24 protein-coding genes are annotated in these 23,335 nt (G+C 67.9%); 11 read left to right on the top strand and 13 right to left on the bottom strand.

The genetic code is table 11. From position 1 onward, the window contains the following. Positions 1-20 precede the first annotated feature (20 nt). The 3 genes from JOF48_RS03710 to JOF48_RS03720 all read right to left on the bottom strand — a co-directional run bounded on the left by JOF48_RS03710 (position 21) and on the right by JOF48_RS03720 (position 2,338). On the bottom strand, positions 21-785 hold the full coding sequence (locus JOF48_RS03710) for a hypothetical protein (protein ID WP_209677417.1): 765 nt from the start codon (positions 783-785) through the stop codon (positions 21-23). Positions 786-965: 180 nt separating this feature from the next. After that, positions 966-1,688, bottom strand: coding sequence for an SRPBCC family protein (locus JOF48_RS03715; RefSeq protein ID WP_209677419.1), 723 nt, complete (start codon positions 1,686-1,688; stop codon positions 966-968). Then, on the bottom strand, positions 1,685-2,338 hold the full coding sequence (locus JOF48_RS03720; RefSeq protein WP_209677421.1) for an ArsR/SmtB family transcription factor: 654 nt from the start codon (positions 2,336-2,338) through the stop codon (positions 1,685-1,687). Before JOF48_RS03720 ends, JOF48_RS03715 begins: the two co-directional genes overlap by 4 nt. A gap of 170 nt (positions 2,339-2,508) precedes the next feature. Here JOF48_RS03720 and JOF48_RS03725 point away from each other — a divergent pair, with 170 nt between their 5' ends. The 4 genes from JOF48_RS03725 (at position 2,509) to JOF48_RS03740 (ending at position 6,069) form a co-directional block, all read left to right on the top strand. Next, positions 2,509-3,153, top strand: a complete 645-nt coding sequence (locus tag JOF48_RS03725; protein WP_209677423.1) for a hypothetical protein — start codon at positions 2,509-2,511, stop codon at positions 3,151-3,153. 85 nt (positions 3,154-3,238) lie between these two features. Next, complete coding sequence (locus JOF48_RS03730; protein ID WP_209677425.1) at positions 3,239-3,967, top strand: copper resistance CopC family protein; 729 nt, start codon at positions 3,239-3,241, stop codon at positions 3,965-3,967. 162 nt (positions 3,968-4,129) lie between these two features. Continuing rightward, a complete protein-coding gene (locus tag JOF48_RS03735; protein WP_342591145.1) occupies positions 4,130-4,747 on the top strand; it encodes a copper chaperone PCu(A)C in 618 nt (205 codons plus the stop codon). Further along, on the top strand, positions 4,744-6,069 hold the full coding sequence (locus JOF48_RS03740; protein ID WP_425353702.1) for a Dyp-type peroxidase: 1,326 nt from the start codon (positions 4,744-4,746) through the stop codon (positions 6,067-6,069). Before JOF48_RS03735 ends, JOF48_RS03740 begins: the two co-directional genes overlap by 4 nt. Before the next feature lie 226 nt (positions 6,070-6,295). Here JOF48_RS03740 and JOF48_RS03745 read toward each other — a convergent pair whose 3' ends face one another. Beyond that, positions 6,296-6,553 (bottom strand): metal-sensitive transcriptional regulator, encoded by a 258-nt coding sequence (locus JOF48_RS03745; protein ID WP_209677429.1) that lies wholly within the window; start codon positions 6,551-6,553, stop codon positions 6,296-6,298. Between the two features lie 131 nt (positions 6,554-6,684). On the opposite strand from JOF48_RS03745, the gene JOF48_RS03750 reads away from it, so the two are divergent. The 4 genes from JOF48_RS03750 (at position 6,685) to JOF48_RS03765 (ending at position 10,608) form a co-directional block, all read left to right on the top strand. Continuing rightward, on the top strand, positions 6,685-8,079 hold the full coding sequence (locus JOF48_RS03750) for an MBL fold metallo-hydrolase (RefSeq protein WP_209677431.1): 1,395 nt from the start codon (positions 6,685-6,687) through the stop codon (positions 8,077-8,079). A 287-nt stretch (positions 8,080-8,366) separates the two neighbouring features. Further along, positions 8,367-9,218: an HAD-IIB family hydrolase gene (locus JOF48_RS03755; protein ID WP_209677441.1), complete on the top strand. Its 852-nt coding sequence runs from the start codon at positions 8,367-8,369 to the stop codon at positions 9,216-9,218. A 195-nt stretch (positions 9,219-9,413) separates the two neighbouring features. After that, positions 9,414-9,845: a VOC family protein gene (locus JOF48_RS03760; protein WP_209677443.1), complete on the top strand. Its 432-nt coding sequence runs from the start codon at positions 9,414-9,416 to the stop codon at positions 9,843-9,845. Next, a complete protein-coding gene (locus JOF48_RS03765) occupies positions 9,832-10,608 on the top strand; it encodes an isocitrate lyase/PEP mutase family protein (RefSeq protein ID WP_209677445.1) in 777 nt (258 codons plus the stop codon). Before JOF48_RS03760 ends, JOF48_RS03765 begins: the two co-directional genes overlap by 14 nt. 41 nt (positions 10,609-10,649) lie before the next feature. Here the strand turns inward: JOF48_RS03765 and JOF48_RS03770 are convergent, their stop codons facing one another. From JOF48_RS03770 to JOF48_RS03790, 5 genes are all read right to left on the bottom strand, one after another. Continuing rightward, positions 10,650-12,662, bottom strand: coding sequence for a heavy metal translocating P-type ATPase (locus tag JOF48_RS03770; protein WP_209677447.1), 2,013 nt, complete (start codon positions 12,660-12,662; stop codon positions 10,650-10,652). Continuing rightward, positions 12,659-13,054 (bottom strand): Cd(II)/Pb(II)-sensing metalloregulatory transcriptional regulator CmtR, encoded by a 396-nt coding sequence (gene cmtR / locus JOF48_RS03775; protein ID WP_209677448.1) that lies wholly within the window; start codon positions 13,052-13,054, stop codon positions 12,659-12,661. Before cmtR ends, JOF48_RS03770 begins: the two co-directional genes overlap by 4 nt. A 70-nt stretch (positions 13,055-13,124) precedes the next feature. Then, complete coding sequence (locus JOF48_RS03780) at positions 13,125-14,021, bottom strand: helix-turn-helix transcriptional regulator (protein WP_209677451.1); 897 nt, start codon at positions 14,019-14,021, stop codon at positions 13,125-13,127. A gap of 10 nt (positions 14,022-14,031) precedes the next feature. Next, positions 14,032-14,907, bottom strand: coding sequence for an aldo/keto reductase (locus tag JOF48_RS03785; protein WP_209677452.1), 876 nt, complete (start codon positions 14,905-14,907; stop codon positions 14,032-14,034). A 99-nt stretch (positions 14,908-15,006) separates the two neighbouring features. Next, positions 15,007-15,981, bottom strand: coding sequence for an aldo/keto reductase (locus JOF48_RS03790; protein WP_209677454.1), 975 nt, complete (start codon positions 15,979-15,981; stop codon positions 15,007-15,009). 160 nt (positions 15,982-16,141) lie between these two features. Here JOF48_RS03790 and JOF48_RS03795 point away from each other — a divergent pair, with 160 nt between their 5' ends. Next, a complete protein-coding gene (locus JOF48_RS03795) occupies positions 16,142-16,549 on the top strand; it encodes a (R)-mandelonitrile lyase (RefSeq protein ID WP_209677456.1) in 408 nt (135 codons plus the stop codon). Positions 16,550-17,265: 716 nt separating this feature from the next. Here JOF48_RS03795 and JOF48_RS03800 read toward each other — a convergent pair. Further along, positions 17,266-17,943 carry an FMN-dependent NADH-azoreductase gene (locus JOF48_RS03800; protein ID WP_209677457.1) on the bottom strand — a complete coding sequence of 226 codons (678 nt, stop codon included), beginning with the start codon at positions 17,941-17,943 and terminating at the stop codon, positions 17,266-17,268. A 190-nt stretch (positions 17,944-18,133) separates the two neighbouring features. On the opposite strand from JOF48_RS03800, the gene JOF48_RS03805 reads away from it, so the two are divergent. Then, positions 18,134-18,541, top strand: coding sequence for a winged helix-turn-helix transcriptional regulator (locus JOF48_RS03805; RefSeq protein WP_209677459.1), 408 nt, complete (start codon positions 18,134-18,136; stop codon positions 18,539-18,541). Positions 18,542-18,722: 181 nt separating this feature from the next. Here JOF48_RS03805 and JOF48_RS03810 read toward each other — a convergent pair whose 3' ends face one another. The 3 genes from JOF48_RS03810 to JOF48_RS03820 all read right to left on the bottom strand — a co-directional run bounded on the left by JOF48_RS03810 (position 18,723) and on the right by JOF48_RS03820 (position 22,787). After that, a complete protein-coding gene (locus JOF48_RS03810; protein WP_209677461.1) occupies positions 18,723-20,384 on the bottom strand; it encodes an NAD(P)/FAD-dependent oxidoreductase in 1,662 nt (553 codons plus the stop codon). After that, positions 20,381-22,273, bottom strand: coding sequence for a PAS domain-containing sensor histidine kinase (locus JOF48_RS03815; RefSeq protein WP_209677463.1), 1,893 nt, complete (start codon positions 22,271-22,273; stop codon positions 20,381-20,383). Before JOF48_RS03815 ends, JOF48_RS03810 begins: the two co-directional genes overlap by 4 nt. 157 nt (positions 22,274-22,430) lie before the next feature. Further along, positions 22,431-22,787: a nuclear transport factor 2 family protein gene (locus JOF48_RS03820; RefSeq protein WP_209677465.1), complete on the bottom strand. Its 357-nt coding sequence runs from the start codon at positions 22,785-22,787 to the stop codon at positions 22,431-22,433. Positions 22,788-22,913: 126 nt separating this feature from the next. On the opposite strand from JOF48_RS03820, the gene JOF48_RS03825 reads away from it, so the two are divergent. Next, on the top strand, positions 22,914-23,279 hold the full coding sequence (locus JOF48_RS03825; RefSeq protein WP_209677467.1) for a YciI family protein: 366 nt from the start codon (positions 22,914-22,916) through the stop codon (positions 23,277-23,279). Positions 23,280-23,335 lie beyond the last annotated feature (56 nt).

Raw genomic sequence — 23,335 nt, forward strand, 5'->3', positions numbered from 1 at the left:
GCAACCCTAGTTCAGGGGCCTCATCCGGAGAAGGGCTGCCGGCCTGCCCGCAGCACCGCCAGGGCGGCACCCGTGGCGAAGGCGACGAAAAGCAGGTGCGCGTCGAAGAGCGGGACGGCCGGAAGGAAGAAGTCGGCAACGAAAAACATCAGCAACGTGGCCGGGATCCACGGCGCGGTGACCTTTGAGCGGAACAGTGCAACGGCGGCACCCACCATCCCGACGGCATTTCCCAGCAGGAACGGCAGCAGCATGGCCAGCATGCCCGCGCTTGTGCCTGTCAGCTGTTGGGCCACCACCTCCGCGTGCCCGCCCGTACCCATGGAGTACAGGGCTGCGAGTGCCCCGTTCATGCACAGGAATGCCACCATGCCCACGACCGTGGCGGCGAGCGCAATCCGGCTGGCCACGGGCGACTTTGGGCTGCCCAGCTGCAGCAGGCCCACGATCCCGGCCAGCATCATCGGGATGCCCAGAATGTTCAGCAGGACCCCGAACAGACCGAGCGCGCCGCGCTCCGACAGGGCATTGACGTAGCCTTCGACGGTGGGGCCTCCCTGCAGAAATGCAGTGTTGATGTACGAGGCCGAGGCGTTCAGCACTGCTCCGGCCACGAGTGCAGCTGCTGTGCTGCGCCTGCCCATGATGCGGATGGGCCGGCGGGCTGCGGCTCCGGTGGCGGTTTCGAGTGGCCCCGGTCGGGCGGGGTGCGGAAGCGCGGCCGGGGTTTCGTGTGTGCTGGTCGGCTCCGTGGTGTCTTTCCCGGTGCTGATGCCTGCGTCCATGTCGGGTCTCCTTGGCTTGGCTGGTGGAAGTGCAAGTTCACCAAGCCTCGTGCAGGGCCCGTCCCGGGTGGCAGTGTCCAGTGTCCCTGTTGGCCCGGGATTCTGGAGGAAAACGGCTGCGGACGCGATTCCGTGCCGGCCCCGCCGCACCGGGCCGCGGCACCCCGGCGGGCGCCGAAGCTACGAGTGCAGCCCGTTCAGCCAGGCACCCCACGCGGCGCCGGCGGCTTCGGCATCGGCCCCGTCGGCGAACAGGTGGATGGTCATCCCCACCACGGAGCCGAAGGCGTTGCGGCCGAAGAATCGGATCATGGCATCCTCGGTGCGCAGGCCCACGAAGTTCGGGTCCAGGTAGTCCACCACCGCGTCCACCGTGCCGAGCCCCGCAATGGCGACGCTGACGTGTCCCCCGGCTCCGCCGTCGTGAATGCCCAGGGCCGCCTTGACCGCCTCAAACGCCTCTGGCGAGGAGGACGTGGCCGGCCCCTGCACGTCAGCGAATGCCGCCTGCTTCCCGGCGAAGAACTTCACGTACTGTCCCAGCGTGTGCTGGTAGAAGGCGGTGTGCTTGGCGGCGCCGTCGTACTGGTTGTCCCAGTCCTCGAAGATCACGCCGCTGTGGACGTAGCGCAGCCACGACTTGCCGTCGGGGAGTTCGGCAATGTCGAAGTCGAGCTGGTTGAAGAATCCGCCCTCGCCGTCCATCCGGTTGGAGTAGCGGAGCGGCGGCTCCCACACGGTCACGACACTGCCCATGGGCCCTGCCCCGCCGGACCGCGGTTCCAGCTCGCCTTCCATGGGCCACAGCCACCCGGAGGTGCCCTGCGTTGCCGCGTCAAACACCTGCTGGGGCGTGCCCTCGATCTCGGATTCGTGCACGATCTTGAATTCCTTGGCCATCATGGCTCCTCGGTTTGGCCGGTGGTCCCGGCGGTTTGGGTGATGTTCAACGGGCCGGCAGCGGCGATCGCGTCCGGCTTCACGCTGGGATGAAGTGCGACGACGAGCCTGTGCCTGCGCCCGCCCGCGGCGGTTCCGTCGTGGTACTTTTCGACGAGCTTCGCTGTTCCTGCCGCAAGTTCCGCGACGAAGGCTGCGCGGTCGGCGGCGCTGGCAAACGTCACCTCGCCGTCCATGGCGAAGGTGGCCAGGCGCTGCTTGGCCCGGTCGGCGCCGGTGATGAGCGTGCCCACGTCCTTGACGAGCCGGGCCGCGAGCGCCAGCATCCAGCGGGCCGAAAGCCGGTTGCGTTCCGAGGCGGGGTCGGGCGCCACACCCGGCAGTGCCGCCGGGGAGATGACGTAGGAACGCGCCGTGGCACCCATGACCCGCTCGGTGACATTGCCGCGCCGGCGTTCCTCAACCAGCTCCACCAGCCCGAAGCTTTCCAGCATACGCAGGTGGTAGTTGACCTTCTGGCGAGGGAGCCCGATCCGTGCTGCGACGGTTGCCGCGGAGGCGGGCTCGCGCAGCTCGGCCAGCAGCCGGGCCCTGATGGGGTCCAGGACAGCCTCCGCCGCCCCGGCGCTTTCAATCACTGCAACGTCCAACATGTTTCAAGCATCCCACCGACAAATAAATTTGTCCAGTGGGGTTTTGGCACTGATTTTGGGCCCGGCGCAGCCCCTGCCGCCACCCCGGACTTCGACACTCCGTAGAAATGATGAAAGAATCTGTTGGAGCCGGGCAAAACCGGTGCCGGGGATTCACCGAGGGGGCAGTCATGGCGTCAGGCGGCGTTCGCCTTGCCCGCGGCTGGACCGGCGCCGCAACTGCAACCTTCGCGTCGATGCTCAGCCACATGCTGGCCGGCGGCGGTGCCCCGGACCCTGCCGTCCTGATTCTCGCCCTCGCGCTCTCCGGCCTGGTCTGCACCTTGCTGGCCGGCCGCGTCCTCTCCCTCTGGCGCATGGCCGCCGGCGTGGCGCTGAGCCAGTCAGTCTTCCACTGGCTGTTCAGCGCCAGTGCTGCCATGGCCACCGTGTCCGCGGCACTGCCGCAGGGCCCCCACGCAGCACACGACATGGGCCCGGCAGCCTCCGCCGCACTCACCGCTGCGGGCGGCGCGGCCACCGGCGGTGCCGCCATGGCCATGAACCACGACTCCCCCGCGATGTGGCTCAGCCACGCCCTGGCCGCCCTGGTCACCGTGGCGGTGCTGCGCCACGGCGAGGTCACGGCCGTCCGGCTCATCCGGGCCCTGCGCATGCAGCTGGTGCGGCTGCGCCCGCCCACCGTCACGGCCACCTTCCCACTCCGGGCCAAGGCACTGCCTGCCCGGCTTCCCATCCTGCCCCTGCCCAACCTCGGCGCCCCGCTGCTGACCATGCGCCACCGCGGACCGCCGCGCCTTCCCGCCCTGATTTAAATTCGCGCTGCCGGCACCCACAGGCCCGGCGACCGCATTCATTTCAACCAGCCCTGCGCGCACATCGGCAGGGCGGGAAGCAACCATGCCTTCACAACGTTTTCACCCATCCCTGCTGCGGCCCGGCACCCTCGCCGCGGCCCTCGCAACCGCCCTGCTGTTCATGGGCCTGACATTGTCCACCGCTCCCGGCGCCGCCGCCCACGACCAAATCATCGCCACCTCGCCCACCTCCGGCGAGCGCCTGGCCGACGCGCCGGAGAGCCTCGTCCTGACCTTCAGCGGATCCCTCATGTCGCTCGGCACCGACGTCCTGGTCCTGGACTCCCAGGAAAAGGACTGGGCCGACGGCGAACCCTCCCTGGACGGCGAGGTCCTGACCCAGCGGCTCAAGACAGCCATGCCCGACGGCGAATACAGCGTGCGCTGGCGGGTGGTCTCCAGCGACGGCCACCCGATCAACGGCGCCTACACCTTCCTGGTGGGTGACTCTGCCGCAACCGGTGCAGCCGGCGCAGCACCGTCCACCCCACCGGCAGGCGTCGGCGGCATGACGGAGACGGCAGCCGGAACCCCCAAGGGGACTGCGGCTGCCACCGATTCTGCTGCGGCAGGAACGGCACCGTCCACCGGCGCCGCCGACACGGGCAGCTCCGCAGAAGCCAAGTCGTCCGAGAAGGTGGGGCCCTTCGGTGCGGTCATGGCGGCCATCGGCGCCTTTGGCGGCGTCGGCGTGTACGTGGCGTACGTGCTGATCCAGAGCCGCCGCCGCAACGCCAAGGAAAAGCGCGAAGCCGCCGGCAACCCCAGCTAGGCAACACCCGGGACAGCCACGGCACGAACATGGCACGGCCGCATCAGCGTTCGCGGTCCGGCCATGCCCATGGCACCACCACATCAATTTTCCCGGCCCACCCATGCCGCGCAGCACAGCACGGCGCGGGCGGAGCTGGACCATATCCTTAGGAGCAACACCGTGAACCACAAGATTCGCACCACCATCATTTCCCTCGCAGCCGCCACCGCCCTGGCCCTGGCCGGCTGCGGCGCCTACGACGAGGGCCAGGCAGCCAGCCAGGCTTCCAATGCAGCCCCGGACAGCACCTCGGCCGCCCTCACCACGCTCGTTGCCAGCGAAACCTGGGCAAAAGCCATCGACGCCGGCATGACCAGCGCCTTTGGCACCATCAAGAACCCCACCGGCCAGGACATCACCGTCACCGGCGTCAGCTCCCCCGCGTCAAAAACCGCAGAGCTGCATGAAACGGTCATGGATGCCGACGGCACCATGAAGATGCAGGCAAAGCAGGGCGGCTTCACCGTGCCGGCCCACGGCGAGCTGGTCCTCGAGCCGGGGGCCGGGCACATCATGCTGATGGACGTGGTCAAGCCGGTTGCGGCCGGCGACGACATCATCCTGACACTGGAGCTCGGCAACGGCCAGGAACTTGCCTTCACCGCCCAGGTCAAGGATTTCTCCGGCGCCAACGAAAGCTACGGCGACATCGAAGGCGCAGACACGGACCACGGCGGCATGGACCACAGCGGCATGGACCATGGGACGGAAACCGACACCCCCGCGGACCACAAGTGACGCCCGGAACACCACGGCCCCTGGGCAGCCAGCCGCAGTCCGGCGCACCCGGCACATCCAGCACCCCGGACGGGCAGGACCCAAGCAAACCGCGGAAGCGGGGAGTCGCCCGGCGCCACCTGATCTTTGGCAGTGCGGCGGCCGGGCTGGGAGCCCTGGCAGGTGCGGCAACGCTGCTGCCGGGCCGGGCCGAGGAAGGCGGTGGCACGCCGTCGGACACGGCAGCGGGGCAGGAAGGGCGGCCGCACGGCACCGGCACCGTCCCCTTCTTCGGGCCGCGGCAGGCCGGCATCGACACCGACGCGCAGGCACACGGGAACTTTGTTGCGCTTACGCTGCGCCCGGACCTGCCGCGCGCGCGGGTCAAGGCGCTGCTGCGGCTGCTGACGGACGACGCCGCCCGGCTCACCCAGGGCCGCGGCGCGCTGGCGGACACCGAGGCGGAGCTCGCCGCCAGCCCGGCGCGGCTGACCGTGACGTTCGGTTTTGGGCCTGGGCTCGTTGAGCTGGTGAACCCGGGGCAGCGGCCGTCGTGGCTCAAGCCGCTGCAGGCGTTTGGCATCGACCGGCTGCGCCCGGAGTTCAGCGGCGGGGACCTGCTGCTGCAGATCTGCTCCGACGACCCGCTCACGGTGGCGCACGCCCAACGCATGCTGTTGAAGGATGCCCGCAGCTTTGCCACGGTGAAATGGGTGCAACAGGGCTTCCGCCGCGCCCATGGGACCGAACGGCCGGGCACCACCATGCGGAACCTGTTCGGCCAGGTGGACGGGACGGCCAATCCCGTTCCGTCCAGCGGGTGGCATGAGGAGGTGGTGTGGGGTGCCGGCAGCCATCCAGCATGGATGGAGAACGGGACGTCGCTGGTCATCCGGCGCATCGCGATGAACCTGGACACCTGGGACGAGCTGGACCGCTCCGGCCGCGACGCCTCCGTGGGCCGGCGCATGGACAACGGCGCGCCGTTGACCGGAACGGACGAGTTCGACGAGCCGGACTTTGAGGCGCTGAACCCCGTAGGGTTCCCGGTCATCGAGGACTTTTCGCACATGCGCCGCGCCCGGCCGGAGGATCCCGCCCAGCGCATTTTCCGCCGCGCGTACAACTACGACGGCGCGCCGGCTGCGGGAGAGATCTCCGGCTCGGGGCTGATCTTTGCCTCGTTCCAGGCGGACGTGGAGCGGCAGTTCACGCCCATCCAGCAGCGCCTGGACGAGCTGGACATGCTGAACCAGTGGACGGTGCCGATCGGCTCGGCGGTATTTGCCATCCCGCCCGGCTGTGAAGAGGGGGGCTTCATCGGGGAGCACCTCTTCACCTAGCCGGTTCCGCCGCCCTCCCCACCACCGCTGCGCGCCACAGTCGCCCACCCCGGACGCACTCGCAGCAATGGCCTGTTTTTCACAAACGCCATCGCAGCGCAAAGTACGACGGTGCCCGGTGCCTCCCGCTGGAAGGCACCGGGCGCCGTCGAGCTGCTTGGCATTGCCGCGGCCCAGGCCAGCCCGGTTTGCGTGTGGCGGCTGCCGGCACTGGTGCCCCGGGACGCTACGCCAGCGACATGAAGAGCTTTTCCAGCTCGGCGCGGTCGGCGGCGGAGTCCTCCTGGGCCAGGCACAGTTCCAGGCCGGTGGCGATGATGGAGAAACCCGCCCGGTCAACGGCCTTGGAGGCGGCGGCCAGCTGGGTGACGGCGGCCTTGCAGTCCCCGCCCTCCTCCAGCATGCGGACGACTGCGGCAAGCTGCCCCTGCGCACGCTTGAGCCGGTTGATGGCTGGTTTTACGTCGTTTGCTTCGAGATGCATGGCATGCCCTTCATTGGCTGGCTTTGCCCACCAGCCTATACCCCCGGGGGTTTGTGCGAATAGTTGAATTATACCCCCTGGGGTATTAGCATTGTGGGAACGCACGTGTCCGGCACCCCACAGGAGAACCCATGCTGCTTGAACGCATCTACGACGAAGACCTGGCCCAGGCCAGCTACCTCATCGGCTGCCAGGCGAACGGCGAAGCCCTTGTGGTGGACCCCCGGCGGGACATCCAGGTGTACCTGGACCTGGCCGCTGCCAACGGCATGAGGATCACCGCCGTCACGGAAACCCACATCCACGCGGACTACCTCTCCGGCACCAGGGAGCTCGCCGCGGCAACGGGCGCGCAGATCCATGTCTCCGGCGAAGGCGGCCCCGACTGGCAGTACGGTTTCGACGGCGCCCGCCTCACGGACGGCAACACCATCACGCTCGGCAACATCACCGTCAAGGCCCTCCACACGCCCGGCCACACCCCGGAGCACCTCTCCTTCCTCATCACCGACGGAGCCTTCAGCGACGAGCCCGGCTACCTCCTCTCCGGCGACTTCGTGTTCTCCGGGGACCTGGGCCGCCCCGACCTCCTCGACGAGGCCGCCGGCGGAACCGACACCCGGTTCACCGGCGCCAGGGACCTCTTCCGCTCGCTGCAGGAAAAGTTCCTCACCCTCCCCGACTACATCCAGGTCCACCCGGGCCACGGCTCCGGCAGCGCGTGCGGCAAGGCCCTCGGCTCCGTCCCGTCCACCACCGTGGGCTACGAGCGCAGTTTCGCCTGGTGGGCGCCGTTCCTCGAGGCCGGCGACGAGCAGGGCTTCATCGACGCCCTCCTGGACGGCCAGCCGGACGCGCACGCCTACTTCGCCCGCATGAAGCGCCAGAACCGGCAGGGCCCGGCCATCCTCGGCGACCGCGAACCGCTGCGGGAAACCGCCGCCGCAGATGCCGCCGCCCTGCTCGCCGCGGATGAAATCGGCATCGTCGACACCCGCCACCACTCCCTCGTCCACCTTGGCACGGCCGCCGGCGCGCTGAACATTCCGGCCGGCGGCAAGTTCGCCAGCTACGGCGCCTGGGCAGTGGACCCGGAGGCCGACCCCCGCCCGCTCCTGCTGCTCGCCGAGGACCAAAAGTCCGCCATGGGCATGTGGGACGCACTCATCCGGGTCGGCATCGATGCGGTCGCCGGCTACGTCACCTCCCTCGACGGCCTGCCCGCCGCACTCCCCCGCACCCTTGCGCCGTCGGACCTGGAAAAGGCGGGCCCGGCGCTGCTGCTGGATGTCCGCAATGCCACCGAGTACGACGCCGGACACCTCCCGGGTGCCGGGCGGATCAGTGCCGGGCGGGTGCTTTGGGAGACGGCCGCGCTGCCGCGGGAGGGTGAGATTGTCAGCTACTGCCAGTCGGGGGTGCGGAATTCCGTGGCGGCCTCGGCCCTGCGGCGCGCGGGCTTCGACGTGGTGGAGCTTGAGGGCAGCTACGCCGGCTGGTCGGAATGGGCGCACGGCCAGGGCTGAGACGCCCGAACCGGTCAGCTGAGGGGCAGCGTGACGGTGGCGCGCAGGCCTCCAATCGAACCGGCCGTGCCAGCCTCCCAACCACCTGACGCCCTCGCAGCAATGACCTCCGAAGGCGAGACGCCATCGCACCGTGTGCGAGGGCGTTCCAGAATTTCCAGCCATTGCTGCGAGAGGATTGTGGGGGGAGGTTGGCACCGCCCGGACGGCACCAGCCGAAGGCCGGGAAGCCCGTGCACCGCGCGCCCGGGAGAACGGGTCCCGGCCTGCCGGTAGACTCCCGGACTATGACCGCCTCACCAGAAACCGCCACGCAGATAAAAGCCGTCTTTCTCGATGTCGACGGCACCTATGCCGACTACGGCGTGGTCCCGGACGCGCACGCGGAAGCCGTCAGGGCCGCCCGCGCAGCGGGCCACAAGGTGCTCATCAGCACCGGCCGGCCCCTGCCCATGCTGCCGACGAGCATCATGGGTGCGGGATTCGACGGGGTGATCGCCAGCGCCGGCGCGTACGCGGAGGTTGGCGGGGAGGTCCTGCTGGATCGCGAATTCCCTGCGGACCTGGCCGCCCGCGCGCTGGCCCGGCTCAACGCCTACGACGCCGTCTACCTGCTCGAATCCCAGCGCGCCCTGTACGTCAAGCCCGCTGCGGAAGCCCGGCTGAGGGCGCACATCGAAAAGCACTTCGCCGCCAGCCCCGACGGACGCCCCACGGGTGAATCCGCCATTCTTGGCGGCCTGAGGGTGCTGGAGGAAGGGGCCGCGCCCACCTTCGCCAAGATCTCCGTCTACGAATCGCCCGTCTCCATGGCACAGCTGCTCGAGGAGATCGGCGCAGACATCGACGCCGTGGCAAACTCCATTGCCGACGAGGGCCCGCATGCCGGGGAGCTGTTCCAGCGCGGCATTTCCAAGGCCGACGGCGTTGCTGCCGCCCTCTCCGCGCTCGGCATCGACCGGGAGCATTCAATCGCCTTTGGGGACGGCGAGAACGACCTGGAGATGATTGCCCATGCCGGCATTGGCGTCGCCATCCGGGGCGGCTCGGCCCGGCTTGCGGCCATCGCCGACCGCATGGCCGCCCCTCCCCGCCTGCATGGACTCGTTGCGGCGTTCGCCGAGCTCGGCCTGATCTAGCCACTCCGCCTCTTTGGGCATGCGCACGGCAAGCACCCCAACCTAGCGCCACCATCATGGCTGCGCAAAGCCAACACCCAGCCCGGCGCATGCCCAAAGTCCGCAACGCGTCGCCGGGTACGATGCGCAAAGTTGCAACCCGCCGGCCGCCGTCGTGCATAGGCAGCCCCTCCCCCAGGAGCGCGCCACGGGTCTATGGTGAAGGTAGTAGAGGAGGCAGCCATGCCCAGTTTTGGCACACCGTCGCACATCGACCTGTCAGTAACCGACGCCGAGGCCAGCGCCCGGTGGTATTGCGAGGTGCTCGGCCTGCAGCGCATGCGCCGGGCGGACCTCGGGAACCGCATCATGATCGTGCTGCGCCACGAACCGACAGGGCTGGTCATCGGGCTCAATGAGCACTCCGTGGTCCCCGTGCCCCGCTTCGACGACCGCAGCGTGGGCCTGGACCACATCGGCTTCAGCGTGGCCGAACGCGCCGACCTTGACGCCTGGCAAAAGGAACTTGCGGCCCGCAACGTGGTCCACTCCCCCGCCGAGGACACGGCCAACGGCGCCGCGCTCGTGTTCCGGGACCCGGACAACATCCAGCTCGAGTTCTGGTGGACCCGCCGTGCCAACGTTTAGGGAACTCCACCACGGCGCCGCACCCTTCCTGCTGCCCAACGCCTGGGACGCCGGATCGGCGCTGGCCTTTGCGAAGGCCGGGTTCACCGCCATCGGCACCACAAGTTTCGGCGTGGCCGCCAGCCAGGGAATGCCCGACGGCGCAGGGCTGTGCCGGGCGGCAACCCTCGCCTTGGTGGGGCAGCTGTCCCGCCTGGGCGTGCACATCAGTGCCGACATCGAGGACGGCTATTCCGCGGACTCCTCCGAGGTGGCAGGCTTCGTGGCGCAGCTGGCGGAACTGGGCGTGGCCGGGGTGAACCTTGAAGACAGCTCCGACGGACACCTGGTTGACCCGGCTGTTGCCGCCGACAAGATCGCCGCCGTCAAGCGTGTCCGGCCCGACGTTTTTGTCAACGCCAGGGTGGACAACCTCTGGTTCGGTGAGCAGGCCAGCGTTGAAGCCGTGCTGGCACGCGCCCGGCTGTACACCGATGCCGGGGCCGACGGAATCTTCATTCCGGGGCTGTCAACCGCCGCCGACATCCGGGTCATTGCCGTCGCCCTCGACCTGCCGCTGAACGTCCTGCCGCACCCCACCCTGACGGTTGCCGAGCTGGGCACCTTGGGCGTGCGAAGGGTCAGCACCGGCTCGCTCCCGTACCGTGCGGCGGTTGATGCAGGTGTCAATGCTGCCCTTGACCTGCGCGATGGCAGGACCCCGCCGGCGGCAACGCCCTACTGGGACATGCAGGCGTGGCTGCTGGATTTCAACCAGCGTTAGACCGCCGGGGCCGGGAACCAGTGCCAGCCCCGCCCGCCACGTCACTGCGACAACGGCGAACCCAGCCGCCTCCTGCTCGACGGCAGCGGTGTGCCGGCCGGCGGAAGCACGGCCCGGCCCCGGGCGGCCCGGAGTCCGTTGGCAATGACCACCACCTCGGCGAGTTCATGGACCAGGACCACGCCGGCCAGTCCCAGCACCCCGAAGAGCGCCAGGGGGAACAGCACGACGATGATGGCCAGGGCAAGGACGATGTTGGCGCCCATGATGCGCCTCCCGCGCCGGGCATGCGCCAGCGCCTGCGGGATGAGCCGCAGGTCGGTGCCGGTGAAGGCCACATCCGCCGACTCGATGGCCGCAGCGGAACCGGTGGCGCCCATGGCAATTCCGACGTCGGCGGCGGCCAGGGCCGGTGCGTCGTTGATGCCGTCGCCCACCATCGCTGTCACCTGCCGGGCGGCAAGGGCTTCAACCGCTGCCGCCTTGTCGGCAGGCAGCTGCTCGGCACGGACGTCGGCGATGCCGGCTTCGGCGGCGAGCGCGGCGGCCGTGCGTGAGTTGTCGCCGGTGAGCATGAGGGTCCCGATCCCCTGGGCCTGCAGCGCTGCAATTGCGGCGGCGGCCTCAGTCTTGAGCTGGTCGCGGATGCCGATGAGCCCGGCCGGGGCGCCCGCAATCTCCACCACCACAACCGTCATGCCGCGGCTTTCCATCCCGGCACAGGCGCCGCCCAAGCTGCCGGGAGACACCCACCGCGGGCTGCCCACGCGGGAGGGTGCGCCGTCGACCATCCCGGACATGCCCTGGCCCGGAAACTCGGTGACGCCGGCGGCGGCCGGTGCGCCCGGGTGCTCGGCGAGGATGGCGGCAGCCAGCGGGTGGGTGCTGTGGGCCTCGAGCGCGGCGGCCACGGCAAGGACCGTGGCGCGGTCGGTTCCGGGCGCGCATTCGACGGCCGCAACTGCCGGCTTGTTGCGGGTGAGGGTGCCGGTCTTGTCGAAGGCGACGAGCTCCACGGCGCCGAGCTGCTCAAACGCCTCGCCGGACTTGATGACCACGCCAAAACGGCTCGAGGCGCCGATCGCGGAGATGACCGTGACCGGCACGGCGATGGCCAGGGCACAGGGCGAAGCTGCAACCAGCACCACCAGGGCGCGTTCAATCCAGGTGGCGGGGTCGCCGATGAGGAAGCCAAAGAGGGCCACCAGCCCTGCCAGGACCAGCACGATTGGCACGAGCGGCCTGGCGATCCTGTCAGCCATGCGCGCCCGCGTACCCTTCCTGGCCTGTGCACCTTCCACGAGCCGGACAATGGTGGTGAGCGAGTTGTCGCGCCCGTCGGCCGTGGCTTCCAGGCGCAGGCTGCCGCCGCCGTTGATGGACCCTGCGGGCACGGAATCACCCGGCCCCGCCTCCACGGGAATCGATTCACCCGTTATGGCGGAGGTGTCCAGGCTGGAGCGCCCTGACAGGACGACGGCGTCAGTCGCCACCCGCTCCCCCGGCTTCACCACCAGCACATCCTGCACGCGGATGCCGCCTGCCGGGATCACGGTGTCGCCTGAGGCCCTGGAGACAGTTGCCGTGTCCGGGATGAGATCCAGCAGCGACCGCAGCCCGTGCCTGGCCTTGTCCATGGCCCGGTCTTCGAGGGCTTCGGCGATGGAGAACAGGAACGCCAGCGCGGCAGCCTCACCCACATGGCCCAGCACCACCGCGCCCACGGCGGCAATGCTCATGAGCAGGCCCACTCCCACCTGACCGCGCAGCAGCCGGCGGACGGCACCGGGCACGAAGGTGGAGGCGCCGGCAATGAGGCTCAGGGCAAGGAAGACGGTTCCGGCCGGGGCGGCGCCGCTCCATTGCAGCAGGTAGCCAACTGCGAGGAGGAGCCCGGCGGCAAGCGGGAGCAGCAGGTGGCGGTCCCGCCACCAGGGCACGAACTGCCCATCGTGTCCGCCTGCACCGTCTGCGGCTTCGGCGGCACCGGCGCCGCCACCGGCGTCGGGCTTGGTCTTGACGGAGTCGCCCCCGCCGCAGCAGGCGTCACTCATGCTGGTGAACTTTCACCGGCGGCGCCGGCCAATGCGGCGCTTGTCGCTTCACTGCAGCACAGCGGCACCGTGCAATCCGCATCCAGGCAGGGGGCGCCGTCGTCCACCGCAAGGACCACGTCCACCAGAGCGAGCAGGGCGCGGGTCAGGTGGGGGTCGGCAATTTCGTAGCGGGTCTGGCGGCCGTCCGGGACGGCGGCGACGATGCCGCAGCCGCGCAGGCAGGCCAGGTGGTTGGAGACGTTGGAGCGGGTCAGCTCCAGCTCCGCAGCGAGCCGGCCGGGGTAGCCCGGGGCTTCCAGGAGGCTCATGAGGATGCGGGAGCGGGTGGGGTCGGCCATGGCACGGCCCAGCCGGTTCATGACATCAAGGCGGGAGGCAATGGTCAGCATGCACTGACATTACAGCGGGCACTGACCATTCAGCAAGCGCTGACCAATCGCGACCCCGACGGACCGGGAATCAGGCCAGCCCCTCCCTGGCGGGGTCCTGCGGCGCCCACTGCCCTTCATTCGTCGCAGCCCAGATGGAGAGCAGGCGCAGGGCCTCCTCCGTTGACGAGCCCGGTTCGGCACCGTAGACAATCAGGGACTGGCCCACGTCTGCCGGCAGGTCCAGCACCTCAAAGGTCAGGTCCAGGTCGCCCACCACCGGGTGGTGCAGCTCCTTGTTTCCCGTGTCGTGGTACCGCACGTCATGGTCGGCCCAGAGGGAGGCAAACTCGCCGCTGCCCGCCATGAGCTCGGCAACCAGTTCCTGCAGCGCCCGGTCATGCGGGTCCCGGCCCACCTCGGTGCGCAGGTTGGCCACCACCTCGGCGGCAGACTTGTTCCAGTCGCGGAAGAACGTGCGGGCGTCCTCATTGAAGAAGAAGTACCGCACGGTGTTGGGCGTTTCGCCGGGTGCGGTGTCCCCGTACATGCCCGAATAGAGGGCACGGCCCATCATGTTCGCGGCCAGCAGGTCCCGGCTGTTGTTACGCACGAACGCCGGCGCATCCGTCAGCCCGTCGACCACCCGCTGCACTGCCGGACGAACAGTTTGGGCGAGTGCGCGGCGGCGCCCCGGCTTGATCGTGGCGGTGCCGGCCGCCAGGTGGAACAGGTGCTCGCGTTCGGGCTCGGTCAGTTGCAGCGCCCGGGCCAGGGCGTACAGCACGCTCTCGGAAACGCTGCCAAAGTTGCCGCGTTCCAGCTTGGTGTAATAGTCCACGCTCACCCCGGCCAGCATCGCCACCTCCTCGCGGCGCAGCCCGGCAACCCGGCGGTTGCCACCATACGCGGGCAGCTTGGCCTGGGCCGGGGTGATTTTCGCCCGGCGCGAGGTGAGGAACGTCCTGATTTCTGCTCGGGGGTCCATGTGCCCCACACTACGCCTCCGGGATGGGCCGGCCGAAGGCCTCGAGCGTGACGGAGTCCGGCTCCGGGCCGCCGCGCACGCCCTTGTCCAGCCCGCCCAGCACGGCCATCTGCGCCTCGTCGAGTTCAAAGTCGAAGACGTCAAAGTTCTCGGCGATGCGTTCCGGGCGGACCGACTTCGGGATGACCGAATGCCCCAGCTGCAGCTGCCAGCGAAGCATGACCTGGGCGGCACTCTTGCCGTGGGCTGCGGCGACGGCCAGGATGGCCGGATCGTTGAAGGTGCTGGCGGCACCCCCGCCGCGGTAGGAGGTGATGCCGCCGATCGGCGACCATGCCTGGGTCAGGATGCCCCGCTCGCGGTTGGCTTCTTGCACGTCCTGTTGGGTGAACCAGGGGTGCAGCTCCACCTGGTTGACGGCAGGCACGACGGCGGTCCGCTCCCGCAGCGCTGCCAAGTGGCCCGGCATGAAGTTGCTGACCCCGATGGCCCGAACGCTGCCGTCGTCCAGCAGCTTTTCCAGGGCCGTGTAGGCTTCGATGGTTTTCGTAAAGGCCGTGGGCAGCGGCTGGTGCAGGATGAACAGGTCCAGCTGCTCCACGCCCAGCTTGCCGGCACTCTTGTCAAAGGCGTGCAGCGTTTCCTCGTAGCCGTAGTCGCTGATCCACACCTTGGTTTCAATGAAGATGTCGGCGCGGTCAACGCCTGAGCGGCGGATGCCCTCGCCCACCTCGCGCTCATTGCCGTAGGCGGCGGCCGTGTCGATGTGCCGGTAGCCGGTTTTTAGGGCGGCGGCCACGGCATCGGTGGTGGCTTCGGGCGGGGTTTGGAAGACTCCGAGCCCAATGGCCGGCATGGCGACGTTGTTGTTCAGGGTCAAGTTCATGGTGGTTCCTTCGTTTCCGGGTTGTTCTGTGACTGTGGGGCTGCGACTTCACGAGGACTTTGAGCGTCCGGCGCCAGGCCCGGGCCGGCAGCCATCCGGTCAGTAGCCGACGGGCTGGCGGATTGTGTAGGCATTTTCAAGGCGGCCCACCTCTTCCTCGGTGAGCTTGATGTCCAGGGCGGCTGCGGCGTCGGGCAGGTGGTGCTGCTTCGTGGCGCCCACGATCGGAGCGCTGACCACAGGGTTTTTCAGCACCCAGGCCAGGGCCACCTGGGCCATGGGCACGCCGCGCTCGGCGGCAATTCCGGCGACGGCCTCAACCACGGGGCGTTCGGCGTCCTCATTGGCGAAGTGTGCGGCACCTACGGGGTCGTTGTCGGACCGCTTGGTGTGTTCGCCCAGCGGCCGGGCCACCCTGCCCTTGGCGAGCGGGCTGTAGGGGATGCTGCCCACGCCCTGGTCGGCGAGCAGGCCAAACATTTCCCGCTCCTCTTCCCGGTACAGCAGGCTGTACTGGTCCTGCATGGAGACAAAGCGGGTCCAGCCCTGGGCTGAGGCCGTGTACTGCAGCTTGCTGAACTGCCAGGCGTGCATGGCGGAGGCGCCGAGGTAGCGCACCTTGCCGGACTTGACCACGTCGTGCAGCGCCTCCATGGTTTCCTCCACGGGCGTCTCGGGGTCGAAGCGGTGTATTTGGTAGAGGTCGATGTAGTCGGTGCCGAGGCGTTTGAGTGACGCGTCGACCTGTTCCATGATGGCCTTGCGGGACTGGCCTGAGCCGCCGGGGCCGTCGTGCATCTTGAAGTGCACTTTGGTGGCCAGGACAATGTCCTCGCGGCGGGCGTACTTTGTGATGGCCCGGCCCACGATCTCCTCCGACGTCCCGAAGCCGTACACGTTCGCGGTGTCCCAGAAGGTGATGCCCAGCTCCAGCGCCTGGCGGAAGATTGCCTCTCCCCCGGCGTCGTCCAGGGCCCATTCGTTGAAGCCGCGGCTCGTGTCGCCAAAGCTCATGCACCCCAGGGCGATGCGGCTGACTTTCAGGCCCGAGTGGCCAAGTCGTGTGTATTCCATGGTTTTCTCCTCGCGTTCGTGGTCTGAAAACCCACGCTACGCCTGGCCGGACACGGGAGGGAGGGCCTGCCAATACCTGTCACGGCAGGGCCTGCCCCGCGGGAATGGCCGGTTCTAGACTCAACCAAGGCATACGCCCCACAACATGTAAGGAACCGCCATGGAAATCACCGCACCGCAGCCGACGGGCAAGGGCCCGGCCGAACACTTCACCGGCGACGTCTGGGTGGATCCGGTCCCCGCCGGATCCGCACCATCCAGGGCGCAGGCTGCGATGGTCCGTTTCTCGCCCGGTGCACACACCTTCTGGCACCGGCACGCCCTGGGCCAGACCATCCACGTCGTGGCCGGCACGGCTCTCGTGGGCGCCCGGGACGGCCGGATCTGTGAGGCCCGCCCGGGCGACACCGTGAACTGCCCCGGCGGCGAGGACCACTGGCACGGCGCCACGCCGGAATCGTTCATGCAGCATCTGGTGGTCTCGGACACCGGCGACGGTTCGGTTCCGTCAGTTGTGTGGCTTGAGCCCGTCACCGACTCGCAGTACAGCGGGCCGCGCACTCCCTGATCCCGCGGGAAACCAGCCGGCACTGCATTAACGACGCCGTGGCGGAGTCCCGCGAGAAGGCGAAGGTGGCCATCTCGCAACTGCCAGACTGCCCAAAAATTGGAGTGCGGTTCAGCTGTTTGCCGTCCGGGCTGGCCCTTTCCCCCGCAGGTTGCTGTTTCTGAAGGCCTCGCCTGCTGGATTTACATCGCGCCACACTAGAGGTCTTTTGTTGACTGGCGATGGGCTGCGAGACCAGCAATCCGGGCCCTTAGTCGATGAAGTTGGGGCATGATGCTGTAAACGACGATGGGGACGGCGACAGTGACGAGGACAAAAGTTCGCAAGACGGGATTAAGGGTGTCTAGCCAACGGCCCACGGCGAAGTTGATGAGCATCAGGGTGGGGAGAACGGCCAGCCAAATCATCAATGCCAGTTGATGTTGGCTTGGGGGCTATTCGCGGTGTGCGGGCATCCGATGATTCGTTTGACATGTATTTCCCTGAGTATTTGTTGCAGCCTCCCCCGACGGTGAAGCGTGTTGTTGAATTTCTGCCCGGTGTTCCTCCCACCGCCCCGTTGTTCCAATCCACAACGAGGAGCAGACATTGGCAGGGTCCGCCGCATGCTCCGTGCCCCGGTCCTGGGCGCGGAGCATGCATTGGCAGCGTCCATGGCGGCAGCCCACCCACCGGCAGCTTGTCCGCCCGAAATTCCGACGCGCTCTCAACCCGCCTTAACTGCCGGCAAGCTGCAGGTTTCCCATCGTGCTGAGCTTGCCAGCGAACCCCAGCGCTTCAGCTGAAAGCTCTGCCATGGCAGCCCTGCGGGTGCCGTCCACGTCGCTGTTGAGGACGGTCGGGGCGAACCGAACGTGGGCGGCATCCTCAATGCCCACGAAGTTCAGCCAGTCGGCAAAGAACGTACTGCTGAAGTCCGAGCCGAAGGCTGCCGGCACACCGGGTGCATATACGCCGCTGGTGTGGATGGCCAGCGCCTGCTTCCCCTCCATCAGCCCTCGGTAGCCTTTCTCGGGATCGAAACCGAAGCTCCAGCCGGGCTGGGTGATGATATCGATCCACTGTTTCAATACGTAGGGCACCCCCGAATTCCACATGGGAATGTTGAAGACATAGGCATCGGCAGCAGCGAACTGATCGAACACGGCACGCGCAGACTCCCAGGCCTCAGCTTGCTCGGAGGTCTGGCCCTGGCCAGAAAAGACAGCCATCTTGGCATCGGCTGCGATACGGCCGAAAGCTGGCAAGGCTCCGTCGCTGAACAGGTCCAGGGTCTCCAAATCGACAACCCCGGGCCCGGCGTCGCGGACGGAATCAATGAAATGCCGAGCCAGGCGGAGGGACTCACTGTTGGCGTGGCGGGGCGATGCATTGATGTGGAGAATCTTGGGCATTGGCTTCCTTTCGAAGCTTCAGGTACTGGGCACTTTGTGCCCCGTTGTCCATGCTGGCCCAACAAATGTCCTGGTGTAAGAACGCACTATTTTGTGCCCAAGGAACCTCAATGTTCCTCCTTCACCGACCTTCCCAACCAGTCCACGTATGCTGGGGCCACGACTTGTGTGAATGAGAAAGTGATGGACAGTGACTCTTACCGCTGAACAGAAACGCCAGAAAGCCCAGAATCACTACAATGCCTCCTTGGACCTGTGCCCCGCACGGCAGTTGCTTGAGGCCATAAGCAGCAAATGGGTGACCTTGGTGCTGCTCGCCTTGATTGACGGCAACCGGCGTCACAGTGAACTGCGCAAAATTGTTGCCGGTGCCAGCCAGAAGATGCTCACCTCCACGTTGCGTTCCCTGGAACGGGACGGACTGGTCGCCCGGCACGTAACATTCTCAGTCCCCGTACGCACGGACTACGAGCTCACACCTCGCGGGCGCTCGCTGCTACACATCATCTTTGAAATGAAAGATTGGGCTGAAGACAACATGGATGGCGTGGCGACGTCCCGCGTGGAGTACGACCGCAACCAACCCGGCTTCAATTAGGCCCGCAATCTTCATCGACCACGTCAGCCGTCAGCCACAGAGCCTTTCGGCGTCCGCATTCGCCGAGTTCTGACCTCCGCCCCGAGATACACGGTAACCGTGCATCTCGGGGCGGGAGTCGGCAGGCGTGGTGCGGCGGTCCAGGCACCCGCGGCAAACGTGCCCAGCAACCCGGAAACCGTCAGCTCCGCAGCACCTGGTGCACAAACTGCACCGCCACCGAGCCCTCCCCCACAGCGGAGGCAACCCGTTTCATGGATCCGGACCGCACGTCGCCCACGGCAAACACGCCCGCAACGCCGGTTTCGTACAGGAACGGGTCGCGGTCGCCGTCGGCAGTCTTGAAGCGGCGGGAGCCCAGGGCAGGGCCGGTCAGGATAAAGCCGCGCTCGTCGCGGGCAATCTGCGGCGGCAGCCAGTCCGTGTGCGGGGACGCTCCGATGAACACAAACAGCGCCGAGGCGGCAATGTCCACAGCGGATCCGCTGGAGGAATCCGCCACCGAAACAGTCTCCAGCCCCTCGGTGCCGCTGACGGAACGGATCGTGGCCCCGCACCTCACGGCGATGTTGGGGCGCACGGCAATCTGGTCCACCAGGTATGCCGACATCTTCGCGCCGAGCGATGGGGCCCGGCACAGGATCGTCACCGTGCGGGCGTACTCGGAGAAGTACACGGCGGCCTGCCCGGCAGAGTTGGCCCCGCCCACCACCACAATGTCCTCGCCGGTGACGGTGTCCCGTTCGCTCAGCGAGGCACCATAGAACACGCCGCGGCCCTCCAGCTCCGCGCTGCCGGGCACGTCCAGGCTGCGGTAGGAAACCCCGCAGGCCAGGATGACAGCGCCGCAACTGAGCGTGGAACCGTCGGTCAGTTCCATCCGCGGGTACGGGCCGCCCAGGTCAAGATTCAGCACCGACGTCGGCGCCAGCACCTCCACGTTGAACCGCCGCGCCTGGGTCACCGCCCGGCGTGCCAGGTCCGAGCCGGAAATGCCCGTGGGAAACCCCAAATAATTTTCAATCCGCGACGACTGCCCGGCCTGCCCTCCCGCCACCGACGCCTCAACACACACCGTGCGCAGCCCCTCGCTCGCCCCATAGACCGCAGCGGCCAGCCCGGCGGGCCCCGCCCCGACGATGGCCAGGTCAAAGGCCTCGGCATCCGCATGCGTGCGGTGGCCCAGCGCCGCAGCGAGGGCGGCAACATCGGGCGTGTGCAGGGCGGTGCCGTCAGGGGTGATGACCAGCGGCAGCCCGTCATCCCCCGCTGCCTCCACCAGCAGCCGCCCCTCCTCGCTGGTGTCCACGTCGAACCACTGCATGGGGATCTGGTTGCGCTGGAGGAAGTCGCGGATCTCGTGCGTGCGCGCCGACCACCTGCTGCCCACCACCCGCGTCATGGCATGGCCGGGCTGGTTGTGCGCGTGCCAGTCCTCCAGCAGGTCGTCGATGATCGGAAACAGCCGCTCCTCCGGCGGATCCCACGGCTTGAGAATGTAGTAGTCCAGGTGGAGGTCGTTGATCGCGCCGATCGCCACCTCGGTGTCGGCGTAGGCGGTCAGCAGCACCGTGCGGACCTCCGGAAACAGTTCCAGGGCCTTCGAAAGCACCTCGACGCCGGTCACCTGCGGCATGCGCTGGTCTGAAATGACGACGGCGACCGGGTCGCCCCGCAGTTTCAGCCGTTCCAGCGTGGTGACCGCCTCCGCCCCGCCGGACGCCGTGAGCAGCCGGTAGTTGCGCCCGTATTTGCTGCGCAGGTCCCCGCGCACGGCACTTAACACGGCCGTGTCATCATCGACGGCGAGAATCACCGGCCGCTGCGGGGCTGCCTCCGTCATGACGACTTCCCTGTACCGGCCGAGCCAGCAGACTCGGCAGCACCAGCCGTTCCGGCAACAGCCCCGTCGCCGCCCTGCCCGGTCCCGCCTCCCCCGGCAGCGGGAGGCCGCACCGGCAGCCACACCCTGAAAATAGTGCACCCGGGTTCGGATGCCACCTCGATGTGCCCGCCCATGCCACGGATCATGTTGAAAACAATGTTCAGTCCCAGCCCGGTCCCCTGCCCCGGGGGCTTGGTGGTGAAGAACGGTTCGAATACCTTGGCCACGGCGTCAGGCGGGATTCCGCCGCCGTCGTCCTCTATCTCAACGCACACCCCGCCCGAGGCGGCCCGGGTGCGGATGGTGAGGCGGCCGGTCCCGCCCATGGCGTCGGCGGCGTTGTCGATCAAGTTTGTCCAGACCTGGTTCAGCTCGCTGCCGAGGGTTTCGATGCGCGGCACGTCCGCCCCATAGTCGCGGACCACCTCAATGCCGAGCTTGAGCTTGGAGGCGAGCATGACCAGGGTGCCGTCGAGGCCGGAGTGGATGTCCACGTCCTGCACGGGCGCACGGTCCATGTAGCTGTAGTCCTTGAGCGCGGCGACAATCGCCGAGATCCGCTCGGAGCCGTGGCCGATCTGCGCGATCAGCCCATACGCGGTGTGCGCCTGCGACAGGGCGGTGATGGCGGTCCCGAGATGGCCCGGTTCGAAGGTGCCTGCGAGCGCGTCGAGGCCTGCGGCGTCCATGCCCAGGTCCACGAGGGAGCCCGCCGCCTCCCACAAGTCTGGGAGCCCGTGCGATTCCAGCCAGTCCTCAACATCCGCCTCGAGGTCGCCGCGGCGCAGGGGGTCGGTTCGTTCGGTGTCCCGGGCGGCCGCCCGCTGGATCAGCTCCGCCATGAAGAGCGACTCCCCGGGGCTTTGGGCGGCGCGGGCCAGGGTGAGCAGGGCGGAGCAGGTCTTGGAGAACGCATCCTCCAACAGGGCGGCGCCGCGCCGTGCGGCCGCTGCGGGGTTGTTGAGTTCGTGGGCCATGCCGGCGCTCAGCCGCCCCAGCGTTGCCAGTTTCTCGCTTTGGACCAGCGCCGCCGAGCGCTCTGCAACTTCGCCCTCGAGCTGGCGCTGGTAGGCGGCCTGGAGCGCCTCGGCCTGTTTGCGGTCGCTGACGTCGCGAAAAAAAGTGTGGGTGCCAAGGTATTCCCCGTCGCGGAACCGCCCGGTCGCGTTCCCCTCGACGGGAAAGGTGCGGCCGCCCTTCGCCACAAACGTCACCTCCACCTTGTCGAACGACATCCCGCTCATGATCTGCCCGATCAGCACCGTGCAGTGGTCGTGGTCCGCCTCAACCACCACGTCAAACAGCGTCAGCTGCGGCAGTTCCTCCGGCGTGTAGCCCAGCGCCGTGTGCCATGCCCGGTTCACAAACTGAAAATGCCCGTCGGGCAGGATGCTCTGGACAATGTCGTGCGAGGATTCAATCAGGTCCAGGTAGCGCTGCTCGCTCTCCCGCACGCTCGTTTCGGCCTCGTGCCGCGGGGTCAGGTCGTGCGCCACGGCCCGGAACGCCTGCTCCCCTTGAACCGCCACCGCAGTCCACAGCAGCCACCGGGTGGAGCCGTCCCTGGCCAGGAACCTATTCTCAAAACGCACGACGGCGGCCCCGCCTTCGCGTGCTGCGTCCAGTTGCGCCTGGGTTGCGTCGGCGTCGCCGGGGTGCACAAATTCTATGAACGGCCTGGTGCAGAGCTCGTTTTCGTCCCAGCCGAGGAGCCGGGCCCAGTCCCCCGTGGTTTCCCTGAAGCGGCCGTCAAACCCGGCAACGCATGCGATGTCGGCACTGAGGTCCAGCAGCTGCGCCGCAACCTGGTGCGGCCATGATTCAATGCCCAGCGCAACGTGCGGCATGGTGCTCCTTCAAGGAACCTCCGCCCCAATGAATTCCGGCGGCTAACCTGAAATATACGCCCGCGGGCCGGAACCGTCGAGGGCCGGCCGCCCCGCCGGCATGGCCGCACAGGCACTGGCCGCATTCGCCTCAACCGGATTGGCTGCTCCGAGATCCTCAGCCCAGCGGCACAACGTACGACTCCACCCGCGCGATCAGGCCGCCGCGGAAGGTGAAGACGTCGTTGAAGACAAACTCAAACGGCCCGCCGGCCACGCTGGCGCCCCGGCCGGTTCCGGCGGCAATAACCACGGGGCCGTCTTCGTAGCTGTGCTCGACGGCGAGCGCCGGGCGCCCCTCGAACGCCGGGTTCTCAATTTCGCCGTCGAACTCCGCCTTCCCGTGCGTTGTCCGGTGGCCGTGGATGATCCATTCGACGTCCTCAGCCAACGTCGCAAGAATCTTTGGGTGGTCGCCGGCCCGGAATCCGGCAAAATACTCGTCGACAATTTCGCGCTGTGTCCTGGGTTCCATGGACTGCTCCTTCAAGGCATGCCCGTCCTGCGCGGCGGGTGCTTTTTGTGCAATATACACCCCTATGCAGGCCCTGCCCATGCTCAGTAAAGTTGAAAACAACGGCCAGAAACCAGGAGAAATGACATGACGCAGTACATGATCTCGGTCAGCCACAACACGGCCGAGGCCCCGACAATGGAAAGCATGGATCCGGCCGTGATCCAGCCGATCATCAACGCGGTGGATGCGTTCAATGCCAGGCTCCGGGCCAAGGGTGCCTGGGTGTTTGCCGGCGGCCTGCACCCCATCCAGACGGCCACCACGGTGGACAACACAGGAGACGGCGCGGTCGTGACCGACGGCCCGGCCCATCAGGGCGAGGAATACCTCGGCGGCTTTTGGGTGATCGAGGCGGCCGGCCGGGACGAGGCACTCGAGTGGGCCAGGCAGGCGTCGAAGGCATGTGCGGGCGTTGTCGAAGTCCGTGCATTCCAGGACGAGCCCGCCTAAAAGGCCTAAAGCACGACGGCGGCAGGCGTGAAATGCACCGCGGGCCGGACCCGTTG

Origin of the sequence: Arthrobacter stackebrandtii (assembly GCF_017876675.1) — a bacterium.
Taxonomy (GTDB): Bacteria; Actinomycetota; Actinomycetes; order Actinomycetales; family Micrococcaceae; genus Specibacter; species Specibacter stackebrandtii.

Coding starts and splice junctions, on each gene's coding strand:
- JOF48_RS03770 (WP_209677447.1), bottom strand. CDS start 12,662: ATGAGTGACGCCTGCTGCGGCGGGGGCGACTCCGTCAAGACCAAGCCC.
- JOF48_RS03730 (WP_209677425.1), top strand. CDS start 3,239: ATGCCTTCACAACGTTTTCACCCATCCCTGCTGCGGCCCGGCACCCTC.
- cmtR (WP_209677448.1), bottom strand. CDS start 13,054: ATGCTGACCATTGCCTCCCGCCTTGATGTCATGAACCGGCTGGGCCGT.
- JOF48_RS03795 (WP_209677456.1), top strand. CDS start 16,142: ATGGAAATCACCGCACCGCAGCCGACGGGCAAGGGCCCGGCCGAACAC.
- JOF48_RS03725 (WP_209677423.1), top strand. CDS start 2,509: ATGGCGTCAGGCGGCGTTCGCCTTGCCCGCGGCTGGACCGGCGCCGCA.
- JOF48_RS03780 (WP_209677451.1), bottom strand. CDS start 14,021: ATGGACCCCCGAGCAGAAATCAGGACGTTCCTCACCTCGCGCCGGGCG.
- JOF48_RS03745 (WP_209677429.1), bottom strand. CDS start 6,553: ATGCATCTCGAAGCAAACGACGTAAAACCAGCCATCAACCGGCTCAAG.
- JOF48_RS03710 (WP_209677417.1), bottom strand. CDS start 785: ATGGACGCAGGCATCAGCACCGGGAAAGACACCACGGAGCCGACCAGC.
- JOF48_RS03825 (WP_209677467.1), top strand. CDS start 22,914: ATGACGCAGTACATGATCTCGGTCAGCCACAACACGGCCGAGGCCCCG.
- JOF48_RS03820 (WP_209677465.1), bottom strand. CDS start 22,787: ATGGAACCCAGGACACAGCGCGAAATTGTCGACGAGTATTTTGCCGGA.
- JOF48_RS03815 (WP_209677463.1), bottom strand. CDS start 22,273: ATGCCGCACGTTGCGCTGGGCATTGAATCATGGCCGCACCAGGTTGCG.
- JOF48_RS03800 (WP_209677457.1), bottom strand. CDS start 17,943: ATGCCCAAGATTCTCCACATCAATGCATCGCCCCGCCACGCCAACAGT.
- JOF48_RS03750 (WP_209677431.1), top strand. CDS start 6,685: ATGCTGCTTGAACGCATCTACGACGAAGACCTGGCCCAGGCCAGCTAC.
- JOF48_RS03720 (WP_209677421.1), bottom strand. CDS start 2,338: ATGTTGGACGTTGCAGTGATTGAAAGCGCCGGGGCGGCGGAGGCTGTC.
- JOF48_RS03790 (WP_209677454.1), bottom strand. CDS start 15,981: ATGGAATACACACGACTTGGCCACTCGGGCCTGAAAGTCAGCCGCATC.
- JOF48_RS03760 (WP_209677443.1), top strand. CDS start 9,414: ATGGTGAAGGTAGTAGAGGAGGCAGCCATGCCCAGTTTTGGCACACCG.
- JOF48_RS03785 (WP_209677452.1), bottom strand. CDS start 14,907: ATGAACTTGACCCTGAACAACAACGTCGCCATGCCGGCCATTGGGCTC.
- JOF48_RS03715 (WP_209677419.1), bottom strand. CDS start 1,688: ATGATGGCCAAGGAATTCAAGATCGTGCACGAATCCGAGATCGAGGGC.
- JOF48_RS03810 (WP_209677461.1), bottom strand. CDS start 20,384: ATGACGGAGGCAGCCCCGCAGCGGCCGGTGATTCTCGCCGTCGATGAT.
- JOF48_RS03755 (WP_209677441.1), top strand. CDS start 8,367: ATGACCGCCTCACCAGAAACCGCCACGCAGATAAAAGCCGTCTTTCTC.